The organism is Streptomyces speibonae (genome assembly GCF_984686075.1).
This window is the reverse complement of the sequence record NZ_OZ480260.1, coordinates 5,244,001-5,266,498: the sequence shown is the minus strand read 5'-3', so window position 1 is coordinate 5,266,498 and position 22,498 is coordinate 5,244,001. Positions and strand designations below refer to the sequence as shown.

Annotated in this window: 15 protein-coding genes; 6 read left to right on the top strand and 9 right to left on the bottom strand. The window is 72.1% G+C overall.

The annotated features are described in order from the left end of the window. The first annotated feature begins 413 nt into the window (after positions 1 to 413). From AC5L3C_RS23765 to AC5L3C_RS23755, 3 genes are all read left to right on the top strand, one after another. Positions 414 to 2,447: a glycosyltransferase family 2 protein gene (locus tag AC5L3C_RS23765; RefSeq protein WP_493650737.1), complete on the top strand. Its 2,034-nt coding sequence runs from the start codon at positions 414 to 416 to the stop codon at positions 2,445 to 2,447. After that, positions 2,444 to 4,384 carry a radical copper oxidase GlxA gene (glxA, locus tag AC5L3C_RS23760; protein WP_493650736.1) on the top strand — a complete coding sequence of 647 codons (1,941 nt, stop codon included), beginning with the start codon at positions 2,444 to 2,446 and terminating at the stop codon, positions 4,382 to 4,384. Before AC5L3C_RS23765 ends, glxA begins: the two co-directional genes overlap by 4 nt. Before the next feature lie 176 nt (positions 4,385 to 4,560). After that, the gene (locus AC5L3C_RS23755; RefSeq protein WP_493650735.1) at positions 4,561 to 8,790 is read left to right on the top strand and encodes an nSTAND1 domain-containing NTPase; all 4,230 of its coding nucleotides are present in this window, start codon (positions 4,561 to 4,563) and stop codon (positions 8,788 to 8,790) included. 37 nt (positions 8,791 to 8,827) lie between these two features. Here AC5L3C_RS23755 and AC5L3C_RS23750 read toward each other — a convergent pair whose 3' ends face one another. From AC5L3C_RS23750 to AC5L3C_RS23725, 6 genes are all read right to left on the bottom strand, one after another. Further along, positions 8,828 to 9,853, bottom strand: coding sequence for a glycoside hydrolase family 6 protein (locus tag AC5L3C_RS23750; RefSeq protein WP_493650734.1), 1,026 nt, complete (start codon positions 9,851 to 9,853; stop codon positions 8,828 to 8,830). 435 nt (positions 9,854 to 10,288) lie between these two features. Beyond that, positions 10,289 to 10,924 carry a sortase domain-containing protein gene (locus tag AC5L3C_RS23745; RefSeq protein WP_493650733.1) on the bottom strand — a complete coding sequence of 212 codons (636 nt, stop codon included), beginning with the start codon at positions 10,922 to 10,924 and terminating at the stop codon, positions 10,289 to 10,291. A 98-nt stretch (positions 10,925 to 11,022) separates the two neighbouring features. Beyond that, the gene (locus AC5L3C_RS23740) at positions 11,023 to 11,802 is read right to left on the bottom strand and encodes an HAD-IIA family hydrolase (protein ID WP_493650732.1); all 780 of its coding nucleotides are present in this window, start codon (positions 11,800 to 11,802) and stop codon (positions 11,023 to 11,025) included. 58 nt (positions 11,803 to 11,860) lie between these two features. After that, positions 11,861 to 13,831: an FHA domain-containing protein gene (locus AC5L3C_RS23735; protein WP_493650731.1), complete on the bottom strand. Its 1,971-nt coding sequence runs from the start codon at positions 13,829 to 13,831 to the stop codon at positions 11,861 to 11,863. Between the two features lie 70 nt (positions 13,832 to 13,901). After that, positions 13,902 to 15,890: a serine/threonine-protein kinase gene (locus tag AC5L3C_RS23730; protein ID WP_493650730.1), complete on the bottom strand. Its 1,989-nt coding sequence runs from the start codon at positions 15,888 to 15,890 to the stop codon at positions 13,902 to 13,904. A gap of 213 nt (positions 15,891 to 16,103) precedes the next feature. Continuing rightward, positions 16,104 to 17,228: an ROK family transcriptional regulator gene (locus tag AC5L3C_RS23725; protein ID WP_493650729.1), complete on the bottom strand. Its 1,125-nt coding sequence runs from the start codon at positions 17,226 to 17,228 to the stop codon at positions 16,104 to 16,106. A 47-nt stretch (positions 17,229 to 17,275) separates the two neighbouring features. Between AC5L3C_RS23725 and AC5L3C_RS23720 the strand changes: the two genes are divergently transcribed. Then, a complete protein-coding gene (locus AC5L3C_RS23720) occupies positions 17,276 to 18,343 on the top strand; it encodes a Gfo/Idh/MocA family protein (RefSeq protein WP_493650728.1) in 1,068 nt (355 codons plus the stop codon). Continuing rightward, on the top strand, positions 18,340 to 18,828 hold the full coding sequence (locus AC5L3C_RS23715; protein WP_493650727.1) for a heme-degrading domain-containing protein: 489 nt from the start codon (positions 18,340 to 18,342) through the stop codon (positions 18,826 to 18,828). Before AC5L3C_RS23720 ends, AC5L3C_RS23715 begins: the two co-directional genes overlap by 4 nt. Before the next feature lie 130 nt (positions 18,829 to 18,958). Here the strand turns inward: AC5L3C_RS23715 and AC5L3C_RS23710 are convergent, their stop codons facing one another. The 3 genes from AC5L3C_RS23710 to AC5L3C_RS23700 form a co-directional block, all read right to left on the bottom strand. Further along, positions 18,959 to 19,816, bottom strand: a complete 858-nt coding sequence (locus tag AC5L3C_RS23710) for a fumarylacetoacetate hydrolase family protein (protein ID WP_125506253.1) — start codon at positions 19,814 to 19,816, stop codon at positions 18,959 to 18,961. Between the two features lie 151 nt (positions 19,817 to 19,967). Continuing rightward, positions 19,968 to 20,687 carry a YidC/Oxa1 family membrane protein insertase gene (locus tag AC5L3C_RS23705; protein WP_125506252.1) on the bottom strand — a complete coding sequence of 240 codons (720 nt, stop codon included), beginning with the start codon at positions 20,685 to 20,687 and terminating at the stop codon, positions 19,968 to 19,970. Between the two features lie 141 nt (positions 20,688 to 20,828). After that, on the bottom strand, positions 20,829 to 21,152 hold the full coding sequence (locus AC5L3C_RS23700) for a DUF6412 domain-containing protein (RefSeq protein ID WP_493650726.1): 324 nt from the start codon (positions 21,150 to 21,152) through the stop codon (positions 20,829 to 20,831). 270 nt (positions 21,153 to 21,422) lie between these two features. Between AC5L3C_RS23700 and AC5L3C_RS23695 the strand changes: the two genes are divergently transcribed. Beyond that, complete coding sequence (locus AC5L3C_RS23695) at positions 21,423 to 22,472, top strand: SEC-C domain-containing protein (RefSeq protein ID WP_493650725.1); 1,050 nt, start codon at positions 21,423 to 21,425, stop codon at positions 22,470 to 22,472. Positions 22,473 to 22,498: the final 26 nt, after the last annotated feature.

Here is a 22,498-nt window from a genome sequence, read left to right as displayed (position 1 = left end):
CCGGATTTCCTCTCGCGCGCGGTGAGCGGAATTCCCCTGTCTCACGTATGTAACGGTGACTCGACAGTCCCACGAAGGCGTCCCGATTGATCCGCGTATGTCCGGTGTGCAGCATGTTTCGCAGCTTGCGATCATGATGGACACCGTAGAACCTGGTCTCTTCAAGATGCTGCGGTTACGCGGCTGTTGGGGGGCATGGAACCGGTTACCGGCGATGCGGGACGCGGATCCCGTCCGTGCGGCGATACCGAGGGGCATCATGCAACCGGAACAGCGCTGGGCCGTGTCTATAAAGTGTGCGGGACGTGGTGACAGCCGTTCACCACTGATACGTCTGTGAAGGTCGAGGGGGACCCCAACGGACGTGAGGAAGCGACGAAACACGCGCGGTTGCGCGTGTGGGGGGATGACTCATGACGTCGAGCCCGACGGGTGCCCAAGGGGACTACGACCCGTCCCAGACCACCCAGCTCAGGGTGCCCGCCCATCGGACATCCACCACGGGCACGTTCCGCCGGATCAAGAAGACGCTGCCGAGATACGACTACGAGCACTACAGCCGGCTCGCGGGTCCCCTCACCCAGCCCGATCCGAACAAGCCCTACAAGGTCCAGTACCGCTCGTTGATCGGCCAGGAGCCGCACCGCATCCGCATCGCGCTGATGCTGGCCGCGGCCCCGGTGCTGTCGCTGGTGCTGCTGGTGTGGCTGCTCCAGCCCTCGCACTGGACCGAGCGGGACTACGTGGAGTTCGAGTGGCTGCCCGCCCTCGACATCGTCATGCTCGTCTCGATCGGCCTGATCGAGTTCTTCCGCTGCATGAACGTGCTGTCGAACGCGCACGCCACCCTGGTCGCCCGCGACCCGGTCCCGGTGGTGCCGGAGACCGGCACCCGGGTGGCCTTCCTCACCTCGTTCGTGCCCGGCAAGGAGCCGATCGAGATGGTGACGAAGACCCTGGAGGCGGCCGTGCGGATCCGCCACCGGGGCACCATGCACGTCTGGCTGCTCGACGAGGGCGACGACCCCGAGGTGAAGGAGGTCTGCGCCCGGCTGGGTGTGTACCACTTCTCCCGCAAGGGCGTCGCGAAGTGGAACCAGAAGAAGGGCCCCCACCGCGCCAAGACCAAGCACGGCAACTACAACGCCTGGCTGGACGCGCACGGCGACCACTACGACTACTTCGCCTCGGTCGACACCGACCACGTGCCGCTGCCGAACTACCTGGAGCGGATGCTCGGCTTCTTCCGCGACCCGGACGTCGGCTTCGTCATCGGCCCGCAGGTCTACGGCAACTACGACAACTTCGTCACCAAGGCCGCCGAGTCCCAGCAGTTCCTCTTCCACGCCCTGATCCAGCGGGCCGGCAACCGCTACGGCTCGCCGATGTTCGTGGGCACCTCCAACGCCGTACGCATCAGCGCGCTGAAGCAGATCGGCGGCCTGTACGACTCGATCACCGAGGACATGGCGACCGGCTTCGAGATCCACCGCCACAAGAACCCGGCGACGGGCCGGAAATGGCGCTCGGTCTACACCCCGGACGTGCTCGCGGTGGGCGAGGGCCCCAACGCCTGGACGGACTTCTTCACCCAGCAGATGCGCTGGTCGCGCGGTACGTACGAGACGATCCTCAAGCAGTACTGGAAGGGCTGGTACTCGCTCCCGCCGAGCAAGCTCTTCAACTACACCATGATGATCATCTTCTACCCGATGGCCGCCCTGAACTGGATCCTGGCCGCGATCAGCTGTGCGCTGTTCCTGGGCCTGGGCGCCTCGGGTGTGAACATCGACCCCACGATCTGGCTGATGCTCTACGGCAACGCCTCCGCGCTGCAGATCGGCCTGTACATCTGGAACCGCCGCCACAACGTCTCGCCGCACGAGCCCGAGGGCTCCGGCGGTGTGGCCGGCATGGTGATGTCCGCGCTGTCGGCCCCGCTCTACGCGAAGGCGCTGATCGACTCCGCCCTGCGCAGGAAGAGCAAGTTCGTGGTCACCCCCAAGGGGGACTCGGCCAGCCCGGACACCTGGTTCGGCACCTTCCGGTACCACTGGTACTTCATCCTGATCTTCGGTGGCTCCATCGCCGCGGGCTCCGTCTACGGACACTCCCACCCGGCGATGGTCATCTGGGCCACCTTCGCCCTGCTGATCACCGCCGCGCCGATGTTCGCCTGGCGCCACGGCATGAGGCAGGACCGCAAGAAGCCCGGTGCCCATGCGGGCGGCGGCCGGCCGGAGGACGCCGAGGCGCCTCCGACGCAGCAGCTGCCGCAGCAGTACGCACCGCACCAGCCGCAGGCCCGGCCCGCCTGGACCGGTTCCCACGGCGCACCGGGCGGATCAGGGGGCCCCGAAGGGCCGGGGGGACCCGGGGGCGGCAACCCCGGCAACGACCAGACCATGCAAATCGCCCTTGGTGGACTTGGGGGACGTAAGGAATGACTGACCGTGCAGGCCGCCGTCGCGCCCGTCGGATCGCGATAGGCACGGCGGTGGTACTAGCGCTGGCCGGGATGAACGGTCCGTGGCTGTACCGCTTCGGCACCGAGAAATACCACCAGTACAAGATCAACCAGCCCGAGTACAAAGCCGCGAACGGCAAGTGGGAGATCGTCGAGTTTCCCGAGGAGTACCGGCAGAACACGATCCACGCGGCGCTGCTGCACACCGGCAAGGTGCTGCTCGTCGCGGGCTCGGGCAACAATCAGGACAACTTCGACGCGAAGAAGTACGACACCCGCATCTGGGACCCGGTCAAGGGGACCATCAAGAAGGTGCCGACGCCCACTGACCTGTTCTGCACCGGCCACACCCAGCTGGCCAACGGCAACCTGCTGATCGCCGGCGGCACCAAGCGGTACGAGAAGCTCAAGGGTGACGTGAAGAAGGCGGGCGGCCTGATGGTCGTCCACAACGAGAACCCCGACAAGCCGATCACCCTGCCGGCCGGCACCAAGTTCACCGGCAAGGAGAACGGCAAGACCTTCGTCTCCAAGGACCCGGTGCTCGTCCCCCGGGCCAAGAAGAACTTCGACGAGGAGACCGGCGAGTTCCTGGGCAACACCCCGGGCTACGGCCGCACCTACGTCGAGGCGGAGAAAGAGGGCAACAAGTACGCGACCGGCACGCAGGACAACTACACCGTGCGGGGTCTCGAGGGCGAGGACGCGCAGAACACGTACGGCATCGCCGAGAAGCTCGCCCTGGACAAGAAGGACTTCCAGGGCATCGACGACGCCTTCGAGTTCGACCCGGTCGCCGAGAAGTACATCAAGGTCGACCCGATGAAGGAGTCGCGCTGGTACCCGACGCTCACCACCCTGAGCGACGGAAGGATCCTCAGCGTCTCCGGCCTCGACGACATCGGCCAGCTGGTCCCGGGCAAGAACGAGATCTACGACCCGGAGACCAAGGAGTGGACGTACACCGACGAGGTGCGTCAGTTCCCGACGTACCCGGCGCTGTTCCTGATGCAGAACGGCAAGATCTTCTACTCGGGCTCCAACGCGGGCTACGGTCCGGACGACGTGGGCCGCGATCCCGGCATCTGGGACGTGGAGACCAACAAGTTCGAGAAGATCCCCGGGCTCAGCGACCCGAACATGATGGAGACGTCCGGCACGGTGCTGCTGCCGCCCGCCCAGGACGAGAAGTACATGGTGATCGGCGGCGGCGGCGTCGGCGAGTCCAAGCTGTCCAGTGAGAAGACCCGGGTCGTCGACCTCAAGGCCGACGACCCGAAGTTCGTGGACGGCCCCTCGCTGGACAAGGGCACCCGCTACCCGCAGGCCTCGATCCTGCCGAACGACGACGTGCTCGTCACCGGCGGCTCGGAGGACTACCGCGGGCGCAGCGACTCCAACATCCTCGAGGCGCGGATCTACGACACGGAGAAGAACACCTTCGAGCGGGTCGCCGATCCGCTGGTGGGCCGCAACTACCACTCCGGGTCCATCCTGCTGCCCGACGGCCGGGTGATGGTCTTCGGCTCCGACTCGCTCTACGCCGACAAGGCCAACACCAAGCCGGGCGAGTTCGAGCAGCGCATCGAGATCTACACCCCGCCGTACCTGTACGGCGACACCGAGCAGCCCGACCTGTCCGGCGGGCCGAAGGAGATCGGGCGCGGTGAGTCCGGCACCTTCACCTCGAAGGACGCCGCGTCCATCAAGAGCGTGCGGCTGATCCGGCCGAGCGCATCCACCCACGTCACCGACGTGGACCAGCGCTCCGTCGCGCTGGACTTCGAGACCGACGGCGACCAGATCACCGTGACGGTCCCGGAGAACCGGAACCTGGTCCAGTCCGGCTGGTACATGCTCTTCGTCAACAACGGCGACGGCACGCCCAGCAAGGCCCAGTGGGTCCAGGTGCCGTAGCGGTACGGCCGTGAGACAGGGGGCGCCCTCCGCGAAGGGGGGCGCCCCCTTTCCCGTACAGCGGACGACCGGGCGGTCGGCGTTGGCCCGAAACAATCTTGCCGGGTGCGCGGTGCTGGTGTGACCTCGGTACGACAGGGCCGGCGGGCGGGGCAGCCGTGGCGGGGGAGACGGGGATGGCCGAGTCGACCGCATCGGAACAGGTGGCCGAGGACGTCCTCGCCGCCGCGACCGTCCAGGTCGCGGCCGGGGACGGGCACATCGGCGGCCTCGGGGTACTCATCGCCCCCACCCTGGTCCTGACCTGCGCCCATGTCGTCCTGGGCGCCTCCCGGCTGCCCCTGACCCGTGCCGAACCCCCGCCCTCCGCCGTCCGGGTCCGTCTCGCCCTCGGGGCCGGTGAGGAGACCGGGGCCGTCGTCCGCGACTGGGTCCCGGTGCGCGCGGACGGCGGCGGGGACGTCGCCGTGCTGTCGCTGGCCGGCCCGCTGCCCGGCGCCCGCCCGGTGCCGATGGTGGCGCCCCGCACGGTGTGGAACCATCAGGCGATCGTTTTCGGCCTGCCCGACGACGGCACCGGCGGCGGCTGGCACACCGCCGTCCTGCGCGCCCGCACCGGCACCGGACGCCTCCAGATGTCCCCGTCCGACGCACAGGCCGACCCGGTCCAGCGCGGCTTCAGCGGCTCACCGGTGTGGGACCTCGAACTCGGCGCCGTGGTCGGCGTCGTCGCGTCGGTCTCGTCACCGCGCCGCGGCCAGAGCTTCTGCATCCCCACCGGCACCGTCCTCGACGAGGTACCGGCGCTGGCCGGTCTCCTCGCGCCCGCCTCCCCCTTCCCCGGGCTGCGCCCCTTCACCGAGGAGCACAGCGCGCACTTCTTCGGCCGGGACGAGGACGTCACCGCCGTGGCCGACCTGCTCTGCCCGGGCGGCCTGCCCGAGGGCTGCGTGACGCTGACGGGGCCCTCCGGCTCGGGCAAGTCCTCCCTGCTGCTGGCCGGTGTGACACCCCGTCTGCGGGACCGGGGGGTGGAGGTCGTCACCCTGCGCGCCGACGGCCGGCTGCCCGACGCCCGCACGGTCCGCGAGGCGCTGGCGGAAGGGAGTCCCGCCCGCGGGACGGTCCTGGCCCTGGACCAGGCGGAGACCCTGCTGCTGCGCCCCGAGGACGAACTGCGGGAGCTGGTGGACGCCTTGAGGGACGCCTGCGCCCGGCACGGCGTCGGGGTCCTCGTGGTGCTGCGCACCGACTTCCAGGACGCCGCGCTGCGCCACCCGGAGCTGAGCCGGCTCCTCGGCAGCGCTCCCGCCCACCCGCTGGGCCTGATGAGCCGCGAACAGCTCACCGAGGTGGTCCGGCTGCCGCTGCGGTCCTTCCCCGGGATGGAGTACGACAACGGGCTGGCCGAGCGCCTCGTCGACGACGCGGCGGGCCGGCCCGGGGCGCTGCCGCTGCTGGGGTTCGTCCTGACCACCCTGTGGGAACGCCAGGTCGGCGGCCGGCTCCGCCTGGACACCTACCGCGAACTGGGCGGCGTGGGCGGTGTGCTGAGCAGCACGGCGGACTCCGCCTGGCGCCGCGCGCTGCGGGGCGCGCCGCCGCACACGGCGGCCGGTCTGCTCCGTGCGCTGATCCAGCTGCCGCCGGGCGGCAGCACGGCGCTGCGGGCCCGGCTCGCCCGCCGCGACGCGGGCGAGGAGCGGTGGGCCATCGCCCGGCGGCTGGCCGAGGCGCGCGTGCTGGTGCTGGGCGCGGACCCCGAGCGGGGCGAGACGGTCGAGCTGGCGCACGAGGCCCTGATCGAGCACTGGCAGCCGCTGGCCGAGCAGCTGGAGAGCGACCGCGCGTTCCTCGCGTGGCGCGGCGAGCTGCGCTACGACCGGGCGCGCTGGTGGCGGGAGGGACGGCCGGACGGGGCCCTGCTGGAGGATCCCGCGCTCGCCGCTGCGGAGCGCTGGCTCGCCGAGCGGGGTGACGAACTGACCGACGAGGACCGGGAGTTCATCGCGGCGGGTACCGCCCTGCGGGAGCGCAAGAGACGCGAGGCGCACCGGTCCGAGCGGCGCAGGCGGTGGCTGCGGTACCTGGGCGTGACGGTCACGGTCCTGGCCGTGGTGGCCGCCTCGGTGGTGTCCGTGCTGTACCTGAACCTGCTCGAGGAGCAGCGGCGGCTGGCGTCGGACCGGCTGGCCCAGCAGGCGGCGACGTACGACGACGTGTCGCTGGTGACCTCCTCGCTGTTCACCGCCGCCGCGTACCGCACGGACGCCCGCCCGGACGCGCGGTCCGCGCTGCTCGCGCAGTACCTGCGGCTGCGGGACGTGGAGCGGATCGCGGTGGAGAACCGTGACGAGGTCGAGGACGTCGCGCTCACCGAGAACGGCGCGCAGCTGTACGCGCTGCTGAGGAACGGCGCGTTCGTGGGCGTGGACCTGCGGGTGGAGAAGCGGGAGAAGCCCTGGCCGCGCACCAAGGACAGCGACAACGAGCGGATCGCGGTCTCCCCCGACGGGAGCGTCGTCGCCCGGGCGAACGACTGGGGCCTGGTCTCGCTCGGCGTGCGCGACACCGCCGACCCCGACCCGCGTGCCCTGAAGCTCGTCGCCCTGCGCAAAGTCGCGGACGTCGAGGACAACCTGCGGGGCGTGCACGACCTGCGCTTCGACGGCGACGGTGCGCGTGTCCTCGCCGCGGTCCCCCGCGAGGGCGTGCTCGTGTGGCGCACCGAGGACGGCCGCCGTACCGGGCGGACGCTCGCCCCGCCCCGCGGCTGGGACGCGGCGCAGGCGTGGTTCGGCGCGGACGGCACGGTGGTGGCGCGGATCGTGCCCGCCGGCGCCGAGGCGGACGACCGGCGCGGCCGGCTGGTCGCCTGGGACCTCGAGGACGGAAAGCTCAGCCGCCCCTGGGGCGAGCGGGCCGCCGCCTCCGCGACGGTCAGCGGCAACGGGCAGGTCCTGGTCACCTGCACGGAACAGGGGGTGCTGGAGGCGTGGCGGCTGGGCGGGACCCCGCGCCGCTTCCGGAACTGGAACAACACCGGCTTCCCCGGGCTGTGTCCCCTGTACACGCCCCGCCTCGACGCCTCCGGCCGCTATCTGGTCAACCCCACCGGCCGCATCGGCGCCGACCTCGGCCGGCTGCGGTTCCTGGTCCTCGACCTGGAGAAGGGCTGGCCCGCCACGTTCGACACCCCGGCCCCCGCGGTCGAGGACCAGTCCGTCACCGGACGCGCGTTCGCACCGCCGGTCGCCCTGGCCGGGCCCCCCGACGACCTGCGGGCGGCGGTCGGCGTCGGCGGGAGCGTCGTCACGGTACGGGTCCGGCCACCCGGGGAGTTCGACACCAACGCGCTGCTCAGCCGCGTCCGTACCCTGGACGCGGCGCACGGCAGGATGGCGGTGGTCGACAAGGACGGCACCGGACTGCGGCTCTTCGGCCTCTCCGACCGGCGGCTGCTCGCGTCGGCGCGGCCGTCGCAGCCGCTGGCCGCCCTGTACAGCGCCTTCACTCCGGACGGGAAGCGGATGCTGACCGTCGCCGAGGACCAGCGCACGGTCCTGGTGTGGCGGATCGCCGAGGAGTCGGGCGGGACCCGGCTCACCGAGGAGCACCGGCTGGAGCTGCCCGCACCGTCCGGCCTGAGCGCGGACGGCCCCGATCCGCTCACGGGACTCACCCCGTCGTGGATCAACATCAATGTCCCGGACGACCACCACGCGGTGATCTCCGGACTGTCCTATGTCTCCCGCTGGCGGCTCGACACCGGTGAGCGGGACGGCAGAACGTATCAGCCCTCGGTCCAGGAGCGGTACCAGCTCGCCAACGAGGCGGCCTGGACCTTCGCCGGTGCCGTCCCGAACACCTCCCGGGCGATCGTGCGCACGCTGGAGGATGTCGGGGTCTGGGACTTCGAGACCGGGGACTTCACCCGGTGGTTCCCGCGGGAGCCGAACACGCGGGCCATCCGGTCCATGGTCCTGTCCCCCGACGGCAAGCTGCTGGCCGTGCTCTTCTCCGGGGGGCAGGTGCGCCTCTGGGACGTGGGGAAGAAGGACTGGTCCGATCTGGACCTCACCTACGACGACGTGTACTGGCTCGGCCACTTCCTGGACAACCGCGTCCTGCACACCACCACCGAGTCCGGTGAGCAGCTGGTATGGGACGTGGCGAAGCGTCAGGAGCTGTACCGCTACTACGTCGGCTCCGGCACGACGGCCTCCCCGAGCCCCGACGGCAAGAGGCTCGCCCTCCTGGACGGATCGCGCGCCTCCGTCGTCCCGCTCGACCCCGAGCGGTGGATCGAGCGGGTGTGCACGCTGGCGGAACGGGAGCTGAACGGCGTGGAGAAGGACCTCGCGGCCGACCGGGGCGAGGTCGGGAACCTCTGCCCCGGTCACTGAGGTCTCCCGTCGCCTCGCCCCGGGCGCGGCGTGGGTGTCAGTCGCTGGCCTTGGCGAGCTGGAGGGCGTAGTCCTCCCACCATTCGCCCGCCTTCGGGCCGCCCTTGCACTCGCCGTCCGACTCGCCGGGCCGCTTCACCCACACATAGGCGTCGACCAGCGGGTCCGCGGTGTCCACGGTCGGGGTCTCGCCGAGCGCGCGGCCGGGCGGGTTGCACCAGCGTTCCTTCGGGTCGCCCTCGGTGTAGGGGCCGTTGCCGTTGCGGCTGGTGTCGATGACGAAGGGCTTGTTGCCGACCTTGGCGGAGAGCTGCTTGCCGTAGGCGATGGACTCCTCGGTCGAGTAGAAGTTCGACACGTTCACCGAGAAGCCGTCGGCCTGGTCGAGGCCCGCCCGCTTGAGCGGGTCGAAGATCTGGTCGGGGTTGCCCCAGCCCGCGTTGCCCGCGTCCAGGTACACCTTGGTGTTCTTCAGGCTCTTGAGCTTGCCGACGGCGCCGCTGAGGAGGTCGTAGCGCTCCTCGTGGAACTGCTGCGGGGTGCAGCCGTCCACCAGGTGCAGCACCGCGTCCGGCTCGAGTATCACCATCGCGGGCCGGTCGCCGATGCCCTTGGCGACCGCGTCGACGAAGTCCCGGTAGGCGTTGCCGTCGCCGGCGCCGCCCTGCGAGTACTGGTCGCAGTCGCGGTGCGGGATGTTGTAGAGCACCAGCAGCGCGGTGCGGCCGACCTTGTCGGCGGCCTCGGTGAGGCCGCGCGCGTGCTCCTGGGCGTCCTCCGGACGGATCCACTCGGCGACGGGCTGCTCGGCGATCTTGCGGATCTCCTCGGCCTCGCTCTTCTTGCCGTCCTCGCGCAGTTCGGCGACCTGCCGCGCGGCGACACCCTCGGGGTTGACCCAGAACGGGGCGGCGTCCTTCGGCTGCTCCGTGACGACCCCGCCGGCCGCCTCCCCCTTGTCGTCGCCGGACGAGGAACACCCCGTGATCAGCAGTGCCGCCCCCAGCACGGCTGCGGACGCCCGCCTCCCGGCGGACCCCCCGGCCCCCCTGCTGCCGTACATCCAGCCCCCCTTGGGTGCACTTGTTCCATCTGTTCCGAGCCTCAATCCTGACATACGCGCCGCGACGCCCACGGCGCTCAACCCCCCTTGTCCGCGAGCTGTTACAGCACGGTGGCACGGCCCGGCCGCCATCGGCGCCGCCGACGCCCGAAACTGCCACGACCTGCGACGATCACGCAACGCAACCGGTCGCGGACTTGGCGTCATTCAGCCCTGGGCCCGGCCCCGCTCCGGCCCTAGAGTCACATGCACCGTTCCGGCCGGTCGGTGCGTGCGCTGCCCCCGCACGCCCCCGGTCGGTCGCGGCCTCCCGCGCGGCGCGCCGGGTCACTCCCGCGTCCCGTGCCGTCCGCGTGGTCGAGGACCGGCCCGGTCGGCGGCCCCCGGGGAGCGGCCCGCCGACCGGGCAGGTGGGGCCGCCCTGGGCCCGGGTGCTCAGCCGCCGGCCGGATACGCGGTGACGACGACGCGGTCCCCGCAGGCGGCGGCGGTGCCACCGCAGGTGATCAGCCTCAGCTCGGCCCGTCCGTCGTCGCGCGGCGCGTGGGCCTGCCGGACGTCGAAGCGGTCCCGGGCGACGACCCGCACGTCCCGCACGGTGAACCCGGCGGCCTCGCCGTCCGCACCGACCACCCTGATCTCCTGGCCGACGGCGGGCCGGGCCCCGGCATCGCCGATCCGCCCCGCCATCAGCGCCGTGCCGGGCGCGCCCGGGGCCGCCCCGTCCGCGTACCAGGCGACCGTGCCGGGCGGGGGCGGTGCGAGCGCGCCGTGTTCGTCCAGGTCGCGGGCGGTCACCGGGGCTCGCACACCGAGGGCCGGGATGTCGAGGCGGCGCGGCACGGTGGCGGAGGGTGCCGGCGACGGGCGTCCGGCCGCCGCCATGTCGCCGGTCGCGGGCCCGGCCGGGCCCGCGGGTGCGCCGTTCGGCGGCGGGCCGCCCCACAGCCACAGCCCGAGCAGCAGCACCAGCCAGGCCACTCCGGCGAGCAGCCGCCCGGTGCCCGACGGAAGACGGCGTTCCTCCCGACGGCCCCCGCCCGCACGGAGAGTGATGCGCAGGGAACCCATCGTGCACCTCCAGACACTCCTGGAGGTTCCCGCGCGGTCCGGGGACCCGCACCCCGGCCCCGGCGCCGACTACTCCGTACGGGTGAAGCTGCCCGGGGTCAGACCAGGTCGACGATGTCCGCGATGGAGTCCACGACCTGCGAGGGGCGGTACGGGAAGTTCTCCACCTGCTCCGGCCTGGTCAGCCCCGTGAGCACCAGGAACGTCTGCATCCCGGCCTCCATGCCGGCCAGCACGTCGGTGTCCATGCGGTCGCCGATCATCGCGCTGCTCTCGGAGTGGGCCCCGATGGTGTTGAGCCCGGTGCGCATCATCAGCGGGTTCGGCTTGCCCGCGAAGTACGGCTGCCGGCCGGTCGCCTTGGTGATCAGCGCGGCCACGGCGCCGGTCGCCGGGAGCGGGCCCTCGACGGAGGGGCCGGTCTCGTCGGGGTTGGTGCAGATGAAGCGGGCGCCGTCGTTGATGAGACGGACCGCCTTCGTCATGGCCTCGAACGAGTACGTGCGGGTCTCCCCCAGCACCACGTAGTCGGGTTCGTGGTCGGTGAGGACGTAGCCGATGTCGTGCAGTGCGGTCGTCAGCCCGGCCTCGCCGATCACGTACGCCGAGCCGTTCGGCCGCTGGTCGTCCAGGAACTTGGCGGTGGCCAGGGCGGAGGTCCAGATGTTCTCGATCGGCACCTCCAGGCCCATGCGGCGCAGCCGGGCGTGCAGGTCGCGCGGGGTGTAGATGGAGTTGTTGGTGAGGACCAGGAAGGGCTTGCCGGATTCGCGCAGCTTCTTGATGAAGGCGTCGGCGCCGGGGATCGGTACGCCCTCGTGGATCAGCACCCCGTCCATGTCGGTGAGCCACGATCGGATCGGCTTGCGGTTTGCCATGTGCGGGATCTCCTGCCGTACGCGTTCCTGCGTGCGCCTCAGCCTAAACAGACCGGGATCATGAGGGAATGCCCGGTACGGCCCGCTGCCCGGCCGGCACCTGGCCGAGTGCCCCCGGCTGCCGCGGATCCACGGGACGGCCGGTCCCCGGGTCGGGGGGCCGGGCGACGAAGACCGGCGCCTCCGACTGGTAGAAGAGGTCGATGTCGGCCTCCTCCCCGCCGACGATCAGGGTGTCCCAGGCGCCGCTCCGCTGGAGGGTGCGCACGGTGGCCGGGGCGAGCGTGGACAGATGGGCGCGCAGGACGTCGTCGCCGGGCAGGCCCGGCAGGCGGGGCGCGAGCCGGTCGCGGATGGCCCGCATCCGGTCCAGCAGCGACTCCAGGTCGGACTCCGCGGCCGGGCCGGCCGTCTCCCCCTCCATGCTGCGGGCGATGACGTCCTTGATGGCGTGGGTCGCGCCCCGTTCGTCCGTGGTCACCATGGCGTTCCAGGCGCGGCTCTTGTGCCGGTACTGGAGCATGGACATCGCCGCCTCGTGCCGGATGAAGTCGGCGTCGCGCAGCGGACGGCCCCGCCAGACCCGGCTCAGGGACCGGGCGAGGGACACGGCCGAGGCGAAGCCGCTGTTGAGGCCGCGCCCCGGCCAGAAGTGGATGGCGTTCGCCGCGTCGCCCAGCAGGAACCCGTACGTTCCGGGGTGCGCGGCGGTGGGGCGGGTCAGCTGGGCGGTGAAGCGCGGACGCTGCACCATGTCCAGCCGGAAGGAGGTGACGGCGCTGAGGTCGTCCTCGGCGACGCCGAACAGCCGCAGTCCTTCCAGGATCCGCTTCCACAGCGGCGAACTGCGCAGCAGCGCGGGCAGGAACAGGGTGCCGTGCGTGGGGCAGACGAACTCGTTGTCCTCGTGGCGGGTCATGACGCAGGGCCGGGAGGCGATGCACTCCTCGAAGACGTGCCGGACCGGGTCGATGCCGATCACGTCACGCGTCTCCTCGCGGGTGAGCCGCATGTTGAGGAAGCCCTCGCCGTTCAGGGAGTTGAGCAGGAACCGGTTCTGCGCGACGGTCAGCAGCACGCTCATCGGGTCGGGGAGGCGGGACTTGACGCGCAGTCCCAGGACCACGTCCTGGAGGTGCTCGCCGTCGAGGGAGTAGATCGAGGCGTCCGCCGCGCCGAACCGGCTCTCGAAGTGCTCGCGCGTGCGCGACCGGCCGCCCTCGCTGATCACCAGGACGTGCTCCTGGGCGATCCGGTGCTCCTGCTCCGCCGCGTCGAAGCGCCTGGGCACCAGGCGGATCGCGGACTTGGCGCCGGCCAGCTCCAGCAGCTTGTCCTCGACGTGCGCGATCCGGACGTTGCGCGGCGGACGGCCGTCCACGGAGTCGGGCCCGACCGGCCACATCTCGCCGTACTCCCCGGCGCCGAACAGCGCCGACCGCATCTCCTCGGTGAGCGCCAGATATTGCCGGCTCTGCACGGTGACGACCTGCTGACGGCGGACGTTGCCCTGGGACTCGTCCTTCCAGACCACGGCGGAGCCCCGCAGGGTCCACCGCCCGTCGTGCACGGTGATGGCGACCCGGCCCGGCAGCGCGTGCTCGAGGAGCAGCGCGAAGGCGAGGCCGACCGGCCCTCCGCCGGACACGGTGACGCGCAGCTCGCCCGGGTCGGCCCGTACGTCGGCCGCCCGGGGCAGGTCGAGCTGGGAGAGGTCCATGACCGTCTCCAGCGCCTCCTGCGTCTCGAACAGGAAGGTCTCCTCGCCGATGCGGACGGCGTCCCCGTGCTCCAGCGCGTGACCGGCGGTCAGCCGCCGGTCGTTGACGAAGGTCCCGTTCCTGCTGTTGCGGTCGTACAGCACGAACGCGCCGTTCTCCGGCACGATTTCGGCGTGCAGGCGGGAGGCCTTGGAACTGACGATGACGACGTCGTTGTCGCTCTTGCGTCCGAAGGTCAGCGGGGCGTCGCCGAGGACGACACTCTGACCGGCGAAGGGACCCGTACGCCCCACGATGACCGACGCCACGGCAGCTCCTCACGTCGTTCTGCCTGGCGCGGGAGGCCTGCCGCCCCCCGCGCTCGCTTGCCGACCGGTCTCACGAACCCGCCGACGTGCCGCAGGTCACCGAGAACGGAACGGAGTTGGACTTCGCGTCGAACGGCGAGCGGATCTCGACGGCCATCTCGCTGCGCAGCGTCCCGGCCCGCGCGTACGTCGAGAGCCGGACGGTCTCCTTGTGGGTGCGGGAACCGCCTTCGCGGAACGCCAGGGTCCGCCACTCGGAGTCGACCACGGACCCGTTGGACGACACCCACCGGTACGAGAACTGGACGGGCAGCTCGGACGCGGTGAAGGTCGCGGTGAACCAGGGTGCGTCCGTGCCCTGCGGGGGACAGGATCCGGCGTAGGTGGTCGAGCGGCCGGTCACGGTGACCGACACGGGGTTCCGGTCCGCGTCGCCCCGTGCGCCGTCCTGTGTGTCGTCCTGTGTGTCGTCCTGTGTGTCGTCCTGTGTGTCGTCCGCCGCCTCGGAGGCGCCGGCGGACGCCTGGCCCGCCGCCCCCGAGCCGGACGCCTTCCCTTCCCCGCCGGCACCGGCGCGGTCGACGAGCACGTACACACCTCCGGCGACCAGCGTGAGCGCCAGCGCCGCGGCGGCGACCAGGAATCCGGTGCGCCGGGGGCGGCGGGGCGGGACGGCCTGGGCGGGGGCCGTCGCGGACCGCGGTGGTGTGGGGGTCGGCATCGGCTGGGCCGGGGGCGCGGGTACCGGCGCGGGCACGGGTGCCGGTTGCCGGTTCATCGCCGTGGGCGGCCGGGCGTCGTCCCGGGCGGGCGCGGTGGGCGCGGCAGGGGCGACGGGCGCGGCGGGCGTGTCCGGGCGTCCTGCGCCGTGGTCCGCCGCCGGAGGCCGGGGGTCCGCCGCCGGAGGCCGGGGGTCCGCCGCGACGGTGGGCGTGTTCGCCACCGTGCGCGAGGTGCCGGCCGCCGTCGGGGGAGCGTCGGCGCGGGCCGTCGCGGTGGGGTCGCCGGCCCCGGCGGCCGCCGTACCGGCACCGGACCGTTCCCTCCCGGGCGGAACGTCTGCCGCCACCAAGATCCGGGGATCCACGGACCGGTCGGGGAGCGTCGAGGGCGCGGTGTCGGTCGGCAGCACGGCCGTGGTGCCGTCGGGATCCGGCCCCGAAGCCCGTGCCGCCGTCGCGGCGTCCTGTCCACCGGCCGGCGCCGCCTCGTCCCCGTTCCCCTCCCCCGCGCGCCGCAGCAGCTCCGCCGCCTGTTCGGCCGTCAGCCGGTCCGCGGGGTCCTTGCGCATGAGTCCGTCGAGGACGGGCGTGAGGGGCCCGGCGTCCAGCGGCGGCAGGGGATCGTCGACGACGGCGCGCAGGGTGGCCAGGGCGGAGGTGCGACGGAAGGGCGACCGGCCGGACACCGCCGAGTAGAGCAGGGCACCGAGGGACCACAGGTCCGAAGCGGGGCCGGGCGTACGGCCCAACGCCCGCTCGGGCGCGAGGTATTCGGGCGAGCCGATGACCTCGCCGGTCATCGTCAGCGCGGAATCCCCCTCCACGGTGGCGATGCCGAAGTCGGTGAGCACCACTCTGCCGTCGTCGGCGAGCAGGACGTTGGCGGGTTTCACATCACGGTGCAGCACGCCCGCCGCGTGCGCCGCGCGCAGTGCCTCCAGCACCCGGGCGCCTATGCGCGCGGCCTCCCCGGGCGGGAGGAAACCCCGTGAGTCGATCTCGTCGGCCAGTGACCGGCCGCGGACCAACTCCATGACGATCCAGGGGCGTTCGTCGAACGTGGCCACGTCATGGACGGTGACCACGCTGGTGGTGCTGATGCGTGCCGCCGCCCAGGCCTCCCGCTCCAGCCGGGCGTACATCATCTCGACGCGTTCCGGCGGCAGTTCGGCGGGCGCGCGGACCTCCTTGACGGCGACCTCGCGTTGCAGCACCTCGTCCCGGGCGCGCCACACCCTGCCCATGCCGCCCGCACCGAGGACGGACAGCAGTCGGTAGCGGCCGGCGACCAGCCGTTCTGCACCTGCGTCCGGTAGGACCGCGTCCTGATCCTGCATCGGAGGCATACTCCCTGTCTTCGCGACGACCGGGCCACCGACGCGTGGACAGGAAAAGGGGAACCTGGGCCTCCCGACCGTGCGCGCCGCAGCTCGGCAATTTGATTAAACACTCAATTTTCGTGAAAGTCGAAGCACTCCACTTTTATGCCGTGCAGTGACAACTTCCTTACGTATAGCGACAGTTGGACTGATCACACCCCGTCGGTGCCCTCAGCCGTCCCCCCGCCCGAACACGGGCGCCAGCACCAGCTGGGCCGCCCCTTCCGCAACCCCGAGCTCACCACCGCCCGCGAGCCGCACCGGCACCGTCGCCTCCCCCGTACGCTCCGCACGCGCCGTCAGCACCGCCTGCACCCCCTTCACGAACGCCCCCGCTTCCGCCTCGACGGTCCGTCCCCCGAGCAGAACGAGGTCGATGTCCAGCAACCCCACGAGATTCGCCGCGGCCGCGCCCAGTACCCGCGCCGCCTCCTCGGCCTCCCCGCGTGCCATCGCACCCAGACAGAGCACTTCCACGCACCCTCGGTTCCCGCACCCGCACGGCGGCCCGTCCAGTTGCAGCACCTGGTGCCCGAACTCACCCGCCCCCGTCCGCGGCCCCCGGTGCACGCTCCCCCCGATCACCAGCCCCGCCCCAAGACCCGTACCCAGGTGCAGATAGGCGAACGAACCGCCCACTCCCCCGACCGCCAGCCGCAGCGCCGCCGCGTTGGTGTCCTTGTCGACGACCACCGGCACCCCCAGCCGCTCCGCCAGCGCGGCCCGCAGCGGAAAGCCGTCCCACTCGGGGAACCCCGTCACCCGGTGCAGCACGCCCCGCCGGTGGTCGAGCGGCCCCGGCAGCGCCACCCCCACCCCGAGCGGCGCGCGCCGCCCCCCGGCCGTCTCCGCCCGCAGCGGCTCGACGACCCCGGCCACTCCGGCGAGCACCGCGTCCGCCCCCGCGCCGAGGTCCAGCGGCGCCCCGCGCCGGGCCACCACCGTCCCGTCGAGGTCGACCAGCACCGCCCGCGTCTCGTCGCGGTCCAGATGCACGCCGACCGCGTGTCCCGCCTCCGGCACCAGGCGCAGCACCGTGCGCGGCTTGCCGCCCGTGGACGCCCGGCGTCCCGCCTCCGCGGCGAGCCCGTCCTCCCGCAGCCGGGCCGTGATCTTGCTGACCGCCTGCGGGGTGAGCCCGGTCCGCTCGGCGAGCTCCAGCCGGCTGATGCCCTCCGTCCCCGCGGTGCGCAGCAGGTCCAGCACGAGCGCGGTGTTGTGGCTGCGCAGGGCGAGGAGATTGGCCCCCAGCTGCCCGGCACCGCTGCTCTGGTTCGTCTTCTTCACCCGCCCCATTCTCCCTCCCGCTTGCACTTTGGCAACAGCGTTGCGAAAGTAGTGCCATGACTGGCACTCCCCTCCGCGTCGGCCTCGTCGGCTACGGCCTCGCGGGCTCCGTGTTCCACGCCCCGCTGATCGCCGCGACCGAGGGCCTCGCGCTCGACACGGTGGTCACCTCGAACCCCGAGCGGCAGCAGCAGGCCCGCGCCGCGTACCCGGACGTACGCCTCGCCGCGACTGCGGACGAGCTGCTCGGCCGCGCCGACGAGCTGGACCTGATCGTCATCGCGTCCCCGAACAGGACACACGTCCCGCTCGCCACCGTCACGCTGGAGACCGGACTGCCGGTCGTCGTGGACAAGCCCGTCGCCGGCACGGCGGCCGAGGCCCGCAAGCTGGCGACGCTCGCGGAGGAGCGCGGACTGCTCCTGTCCGTCTTCCAGAACCGCCGCTGGGACAACGACTTCCTCACCCTGCGCAAGCTGATCGACGAGGGCGGACTCGGCGACGTGTACCGCTTCGAGTCCCGCTTCGAGCGCTGGCGCCCGCAGCTCAAGGGCGGCTGGCGCGAGTCCGGCGACCCGACGGAGATCGGCGGCCTGCTCTACGACCTCGGCAGCCACGTCGTCGACCAGGCCCTGACCCTGTTCGGCCCGGTGACCCACGTGTACGCCGAGACGGACATCCGCCGCGAGAACGCGCAGACCGACGACGACACGTTCATCGCGCTCACGCACGCGAGCGGCGTCCGCTCCCACCTCCACGTCTCCGCGACCACGGCCCAGCTCGGCCCGCGCTTCCGCGTCCTCGGCTCGAAGGCCGGCTACGTCAAGCACGGCCTGGACCCCCAGGAGGCCGCCCTGCGCGACGGCGCACGCCCCGGCCCCGGCTGGGGCACGGAACCCGAGGAGCTGTGGGGCAGGGTCGGCGCAGGCGAGTCCCCGGTGACCGGCGGCGGCACCCCCGTACCGACCCTCCCGGGCGACTACCCCGCCTACTACGAGGGCGTGGCGCGCGCCCTCCTGGACGGCGCCCCCAACCCGGTGACCGCGCTGGAGGCGGCCGCCGCCCTCGACGTACTGGAGGCGGCCCGCCGTTCCGCCCGGGAGAAAGTGACGGTGACCCTGTGACCACGCCCGAACTCACCCCGACCGTCGAGGAACTCGAGGCCCAGGAACGCCGCCTGGTCTTCCACCGGTTCACCCACGACGACGCGTGGGCGCTCGGCTCCCTGCTGGTGGAGATGGCCCGGGAGCGCCAGGCCCCCGTCGCCATCGACATCCACCGCTCCGGCCAGCAGCTCTTTCACGCCGCCCTGCCCGGCTCCACCCCCGACAACGACGCCTGGATCGCCCGCAAGCGCCGGGTGGTGGAGCGCTACGGCTCCGCGTCCTACCTGGTCGGCGCCCGCTTCCGCGCCAAGGGCACGACCTTCGAGGACTCCTCCCGCCTGGACCCCGACACCTACGCGGCCCACGGCGGCTCCTTCCCCATCACGGTGACCGGAGCGGGAACCATCGGCACGGTAACGGTCTCGGGCCTCCCCCAACTGGAGGACCACAACATGGTGGTAGAAGCACTGGACCACTTCTTGAACCAGGCTGGCGACACATAGGGGCGCGGGGCTGTATCGATATGCGGCTCCGCCGCGTGGGCGCAAAAGGGGGTCTGGGGGGCGCAGCCCCCCAGGGACGGGACGGGAAGGGGCGGCGGGGGCGAAAAAATCCAAGCCCCCACCCCCCTCCTCACGCCCCGGCAAACACCTGCCGCTGCCGCCCCAACCCCGAAACCTCCAGCTCCACCACATCCCCCGCCCGCACATACGGCTTGGGCTCGGCCCGCCCCATGGCCACCCCCGCCGGCGTCCCCGTATTGATCACATCCCCGGGATAAAGCGTCATGAAGTGACTGACGTACCGCACGACCTCACCCACCGGAAAGATCTGATCCGCGGTCGTCCCGTCCTGCCGCAACACCCCGTTCACCCACAACCGCAACGACAGATCCTGCGGATCACCCACCTCGTCCGCCGTCACCAGCCACGGCCCCAACGGGTTGAACGTCTCGCAGTTCTTGCCCTTGTCCCACGTCCCGCCCCGCTCGATCTGGAACTCCCGCTCGGAGACGTCGTGCGCGACGGCGTACCCGGCGACATGCGCGAGCCCCTCCTCCGCCGACTCCAGGTACCGCGCCGTACGCCCGATCACGACCGCCAGCTCGACCTCCCAGTCGGTCTTGACCGACCCGCGCGGCACCAGCACCGTGTCGTTCGGCCCGACGACCGTGTCCGCCGCCTTGAGGAAGATCACCGGCTCGGCGGGCGCCTCGGCCCCCGTCTCACGTGCGTGGTCGTGGTAGTTGAGCCCGATGCACACGACCTTGCCGATGCGCGCCACCGGCGGCCCGATCCGCAGCCCCTCCGCGTCCAGCGCGAGCAGTTCGCCCGTGTCGGCGGCGGCGCGGATCCGCCCGAGCGCCGCCTCGTCGGCGAGCAGCGCCCCGTCGATGTCGGCGACGAGCCCCGAGAGGTCCCGCAGGACCCCCTCGGAGTCGAGCAGCGCGGGCCGCTCCTGTCCCGCCGTACCGACTCGCAGCAGCTTCATGGTCACGTCTCCCTCGATCGCGGGCCGCCCGCCGATGAAGACGACCCGGATGCGGCGAGGCGCAGCCACCGGAGGGCTGGTCGATCCTCCAAGTCCCCGGTGCACACCGCAAGACCTGGTTCACGTACTGGACCCTGCATCAACGGCACGCTCACCGGTACAGCACGGCCCGCTCCACCACACTCCACGTCGTACTCGTCGCCATGTAGAGCGCGGCCGCCAACGGCATGACGGCGACGGTGATCAGCGTGAAGAACGACATGAACGGCATCACCTTGGTCACCGCCCCCAGCCCGGGCACCTGCTCACCGTCCCCCGCACCGGCGGCCGTCGACGGCTGGGCGGCCATCATGCGCCGCGACAACCGGTAGCTGAACCAGGCGACCACCGCGACGACGGCGAACAGCCCGAGGTAGACGAGCCCCGCCCCGCCGAACATCCCGCCGTCCCCGAGCGCGTCCGCCCACCGCCCGCCGAGCGGCGCGTCGAACAGCCGGTGCCCGAGCAGCTCGTTGGGGTGCCCGCCGATCGTCTCGCTGGAGAACAGGTGGTACAGCAGGAAGAACGCGGGCAGCTGGAAGAGGCTCGGCAGACACCCGGACAGCGGCGACACCTTCTCCTCGGTGTGCAGTTCCAGCACGGCCCGCTGGAGCTTCTCGGGGTTGTGCCGGTGCTTGCGGCGCAGTTCGGCGATGCGGGGCTGGAGCGCCGTCCGGGCCTTCTGACCGCGCGCGGCGGCCCGGGAGAGGGGGTGGACGAGAAGTCGTACGAGCGCGGTGAACAGAACGATCGCGGCGGCCGCCGCGGAGAGGCCGAACAGCGGCCGGAGCAGATCGGCCAGGCTGTCGACCAGGTTGGCGAAGACGGACATGGGTGAGCCCTCCGGGGGTCTCGTCGTGCCGGAAACACCGGAAGAACCGGTGGATGACGTGACGGCATGACGACCCGCAGCAAGGCGCGGCCCCTCAACGTGAACGTGAAAAGGCGTGAACGTGAAGGAAGGTGCCGTGCCCTACGCGGCGGTCGCCGGAAGGAGGCGTCCGGGCGCCCGGGGCCGGGTGCGCCCCTTGGCGTCGGGATCGCGCTGGGGCAGGAAGGCGGTACGCCGGTCACGGTCGCGGATGGCCGTACGCACCCGGGTGGGCGGGACGGCGGGCACGCAGCGCGCGGCGACGAAGGCACAGACGGCGAGCGCACTGCCGGCCGCGGCGGTCGCGGCGAGCGCGACATCGACGACGGAGAGGCCACCGGCGGCGGGCAGCAGAAGCAGCACGAACGGAAGCAGCGGCAGGAGCACGGCGAAGCCGGAACGCCCGGTCACCCGATGCCGGATCACCCGTCGCCCACCTCCCCGTTCTCTGCCCCCTGGACCGTATCGAATCCCCCCGCACCGCAGCTACACCGGCACCACCTCAACGTCCGACCGCGCACGACGGTTCCGCACCCGGTGTGCCGGACGTCACGGGCGTGAACACAAACCCCACGACGACGGTCCCGGCGCTGGTGGCAGCGGTGACGGTCGGGCAGCGACGGGAACGTGCCGGACGCGGACCCTCCGCCCCCGCGCTCTCACCTCCTGTCACCCGTCGGCAGTACGGTGTCCCCCATGCGCCCCGACACGCCTGCCGAAAACGTCGACCACACCGCAGAGGCCGCCCGCCTGGAGCGGACCGCCGACCGCTACCCCGAGGACGCCGAGGCCCTGCTCCTGCGGGCCGCCGCGCACCGCGAACTCTCCGGCGACCGCCCCGCCGCGACCGCCCTCTACGACCGTCTCCTCACCTCGGCCACGGACCTGGACCAGCCCCACCTGGTCCGCGCCCTCAAGGCCTCGAACCTGTGGGAGTACGGCCACGAGGCGGAGGCCCGCGCGATCATCACCGGTATCCGCGCGGCCGCCCCGCGCGACCCCGCCCCCTGGGTGATCGTCGCGGAGTCCCTGGAGTCGCACGACGAGCTGGAACAGGCGCACGAGACGTTCACGCAGGCGGTACGCCTCCTCCTGACCGAGGGGGCCGCGGGAGCCGACGGGCCCCAGGGGGCCGTAGGGACCACCCCGCCCCGGGCCACCCACCCGCTCCTCTTCGGCCGCCACCGCGTCCGGAGGATGCTCGGCGCGGCGCACGACGAGTGGGACGCCCTGGCCGACACCGTCCACACCCTGCCGATCACCCTGGACGAACTGCACGACCCCAAGCGCGTGTGGTCCCTAGGCTCGGAGAACCCGGCGGAGCTGGAGGCGGAGATCGTCCGCCTGCGCGCGGAACTGGGCCAGTTCCGCGAGGCCCTGTCCCGCCCGTTCCCGGTGGCGGTCCTGCACTGGCCGGCGAACGAACTGACCGAGCTGACGGAGGCGTACCCGGACCTGGCGGAGGAGTACCCGTCCTACGACGCCCACCTGGCGACGATAGAGGCGGCCCTGCGCGAACTCGCGTCCTCGGGCACCGGGAACCTGGGCATCGTCACGGGCACGGTCCCCTCGTACGAGGCCTTCGCGGCCTCGGAGCTCAGCTCCCCCGCCGACCCGACCCTGCTCCCCCAGTACGCCACGACCCTCGCGGCTCGCGGGCGTGCGGTGGCCTGGCCTCCGGAGCGGTCGGCGGAGTGCTGGTGCGGCTCGGGCCGGGCCTACGGGGAGTGCCACGGTACGGACTGAACGGCCGTTCGCCGGTACCCCCTCAC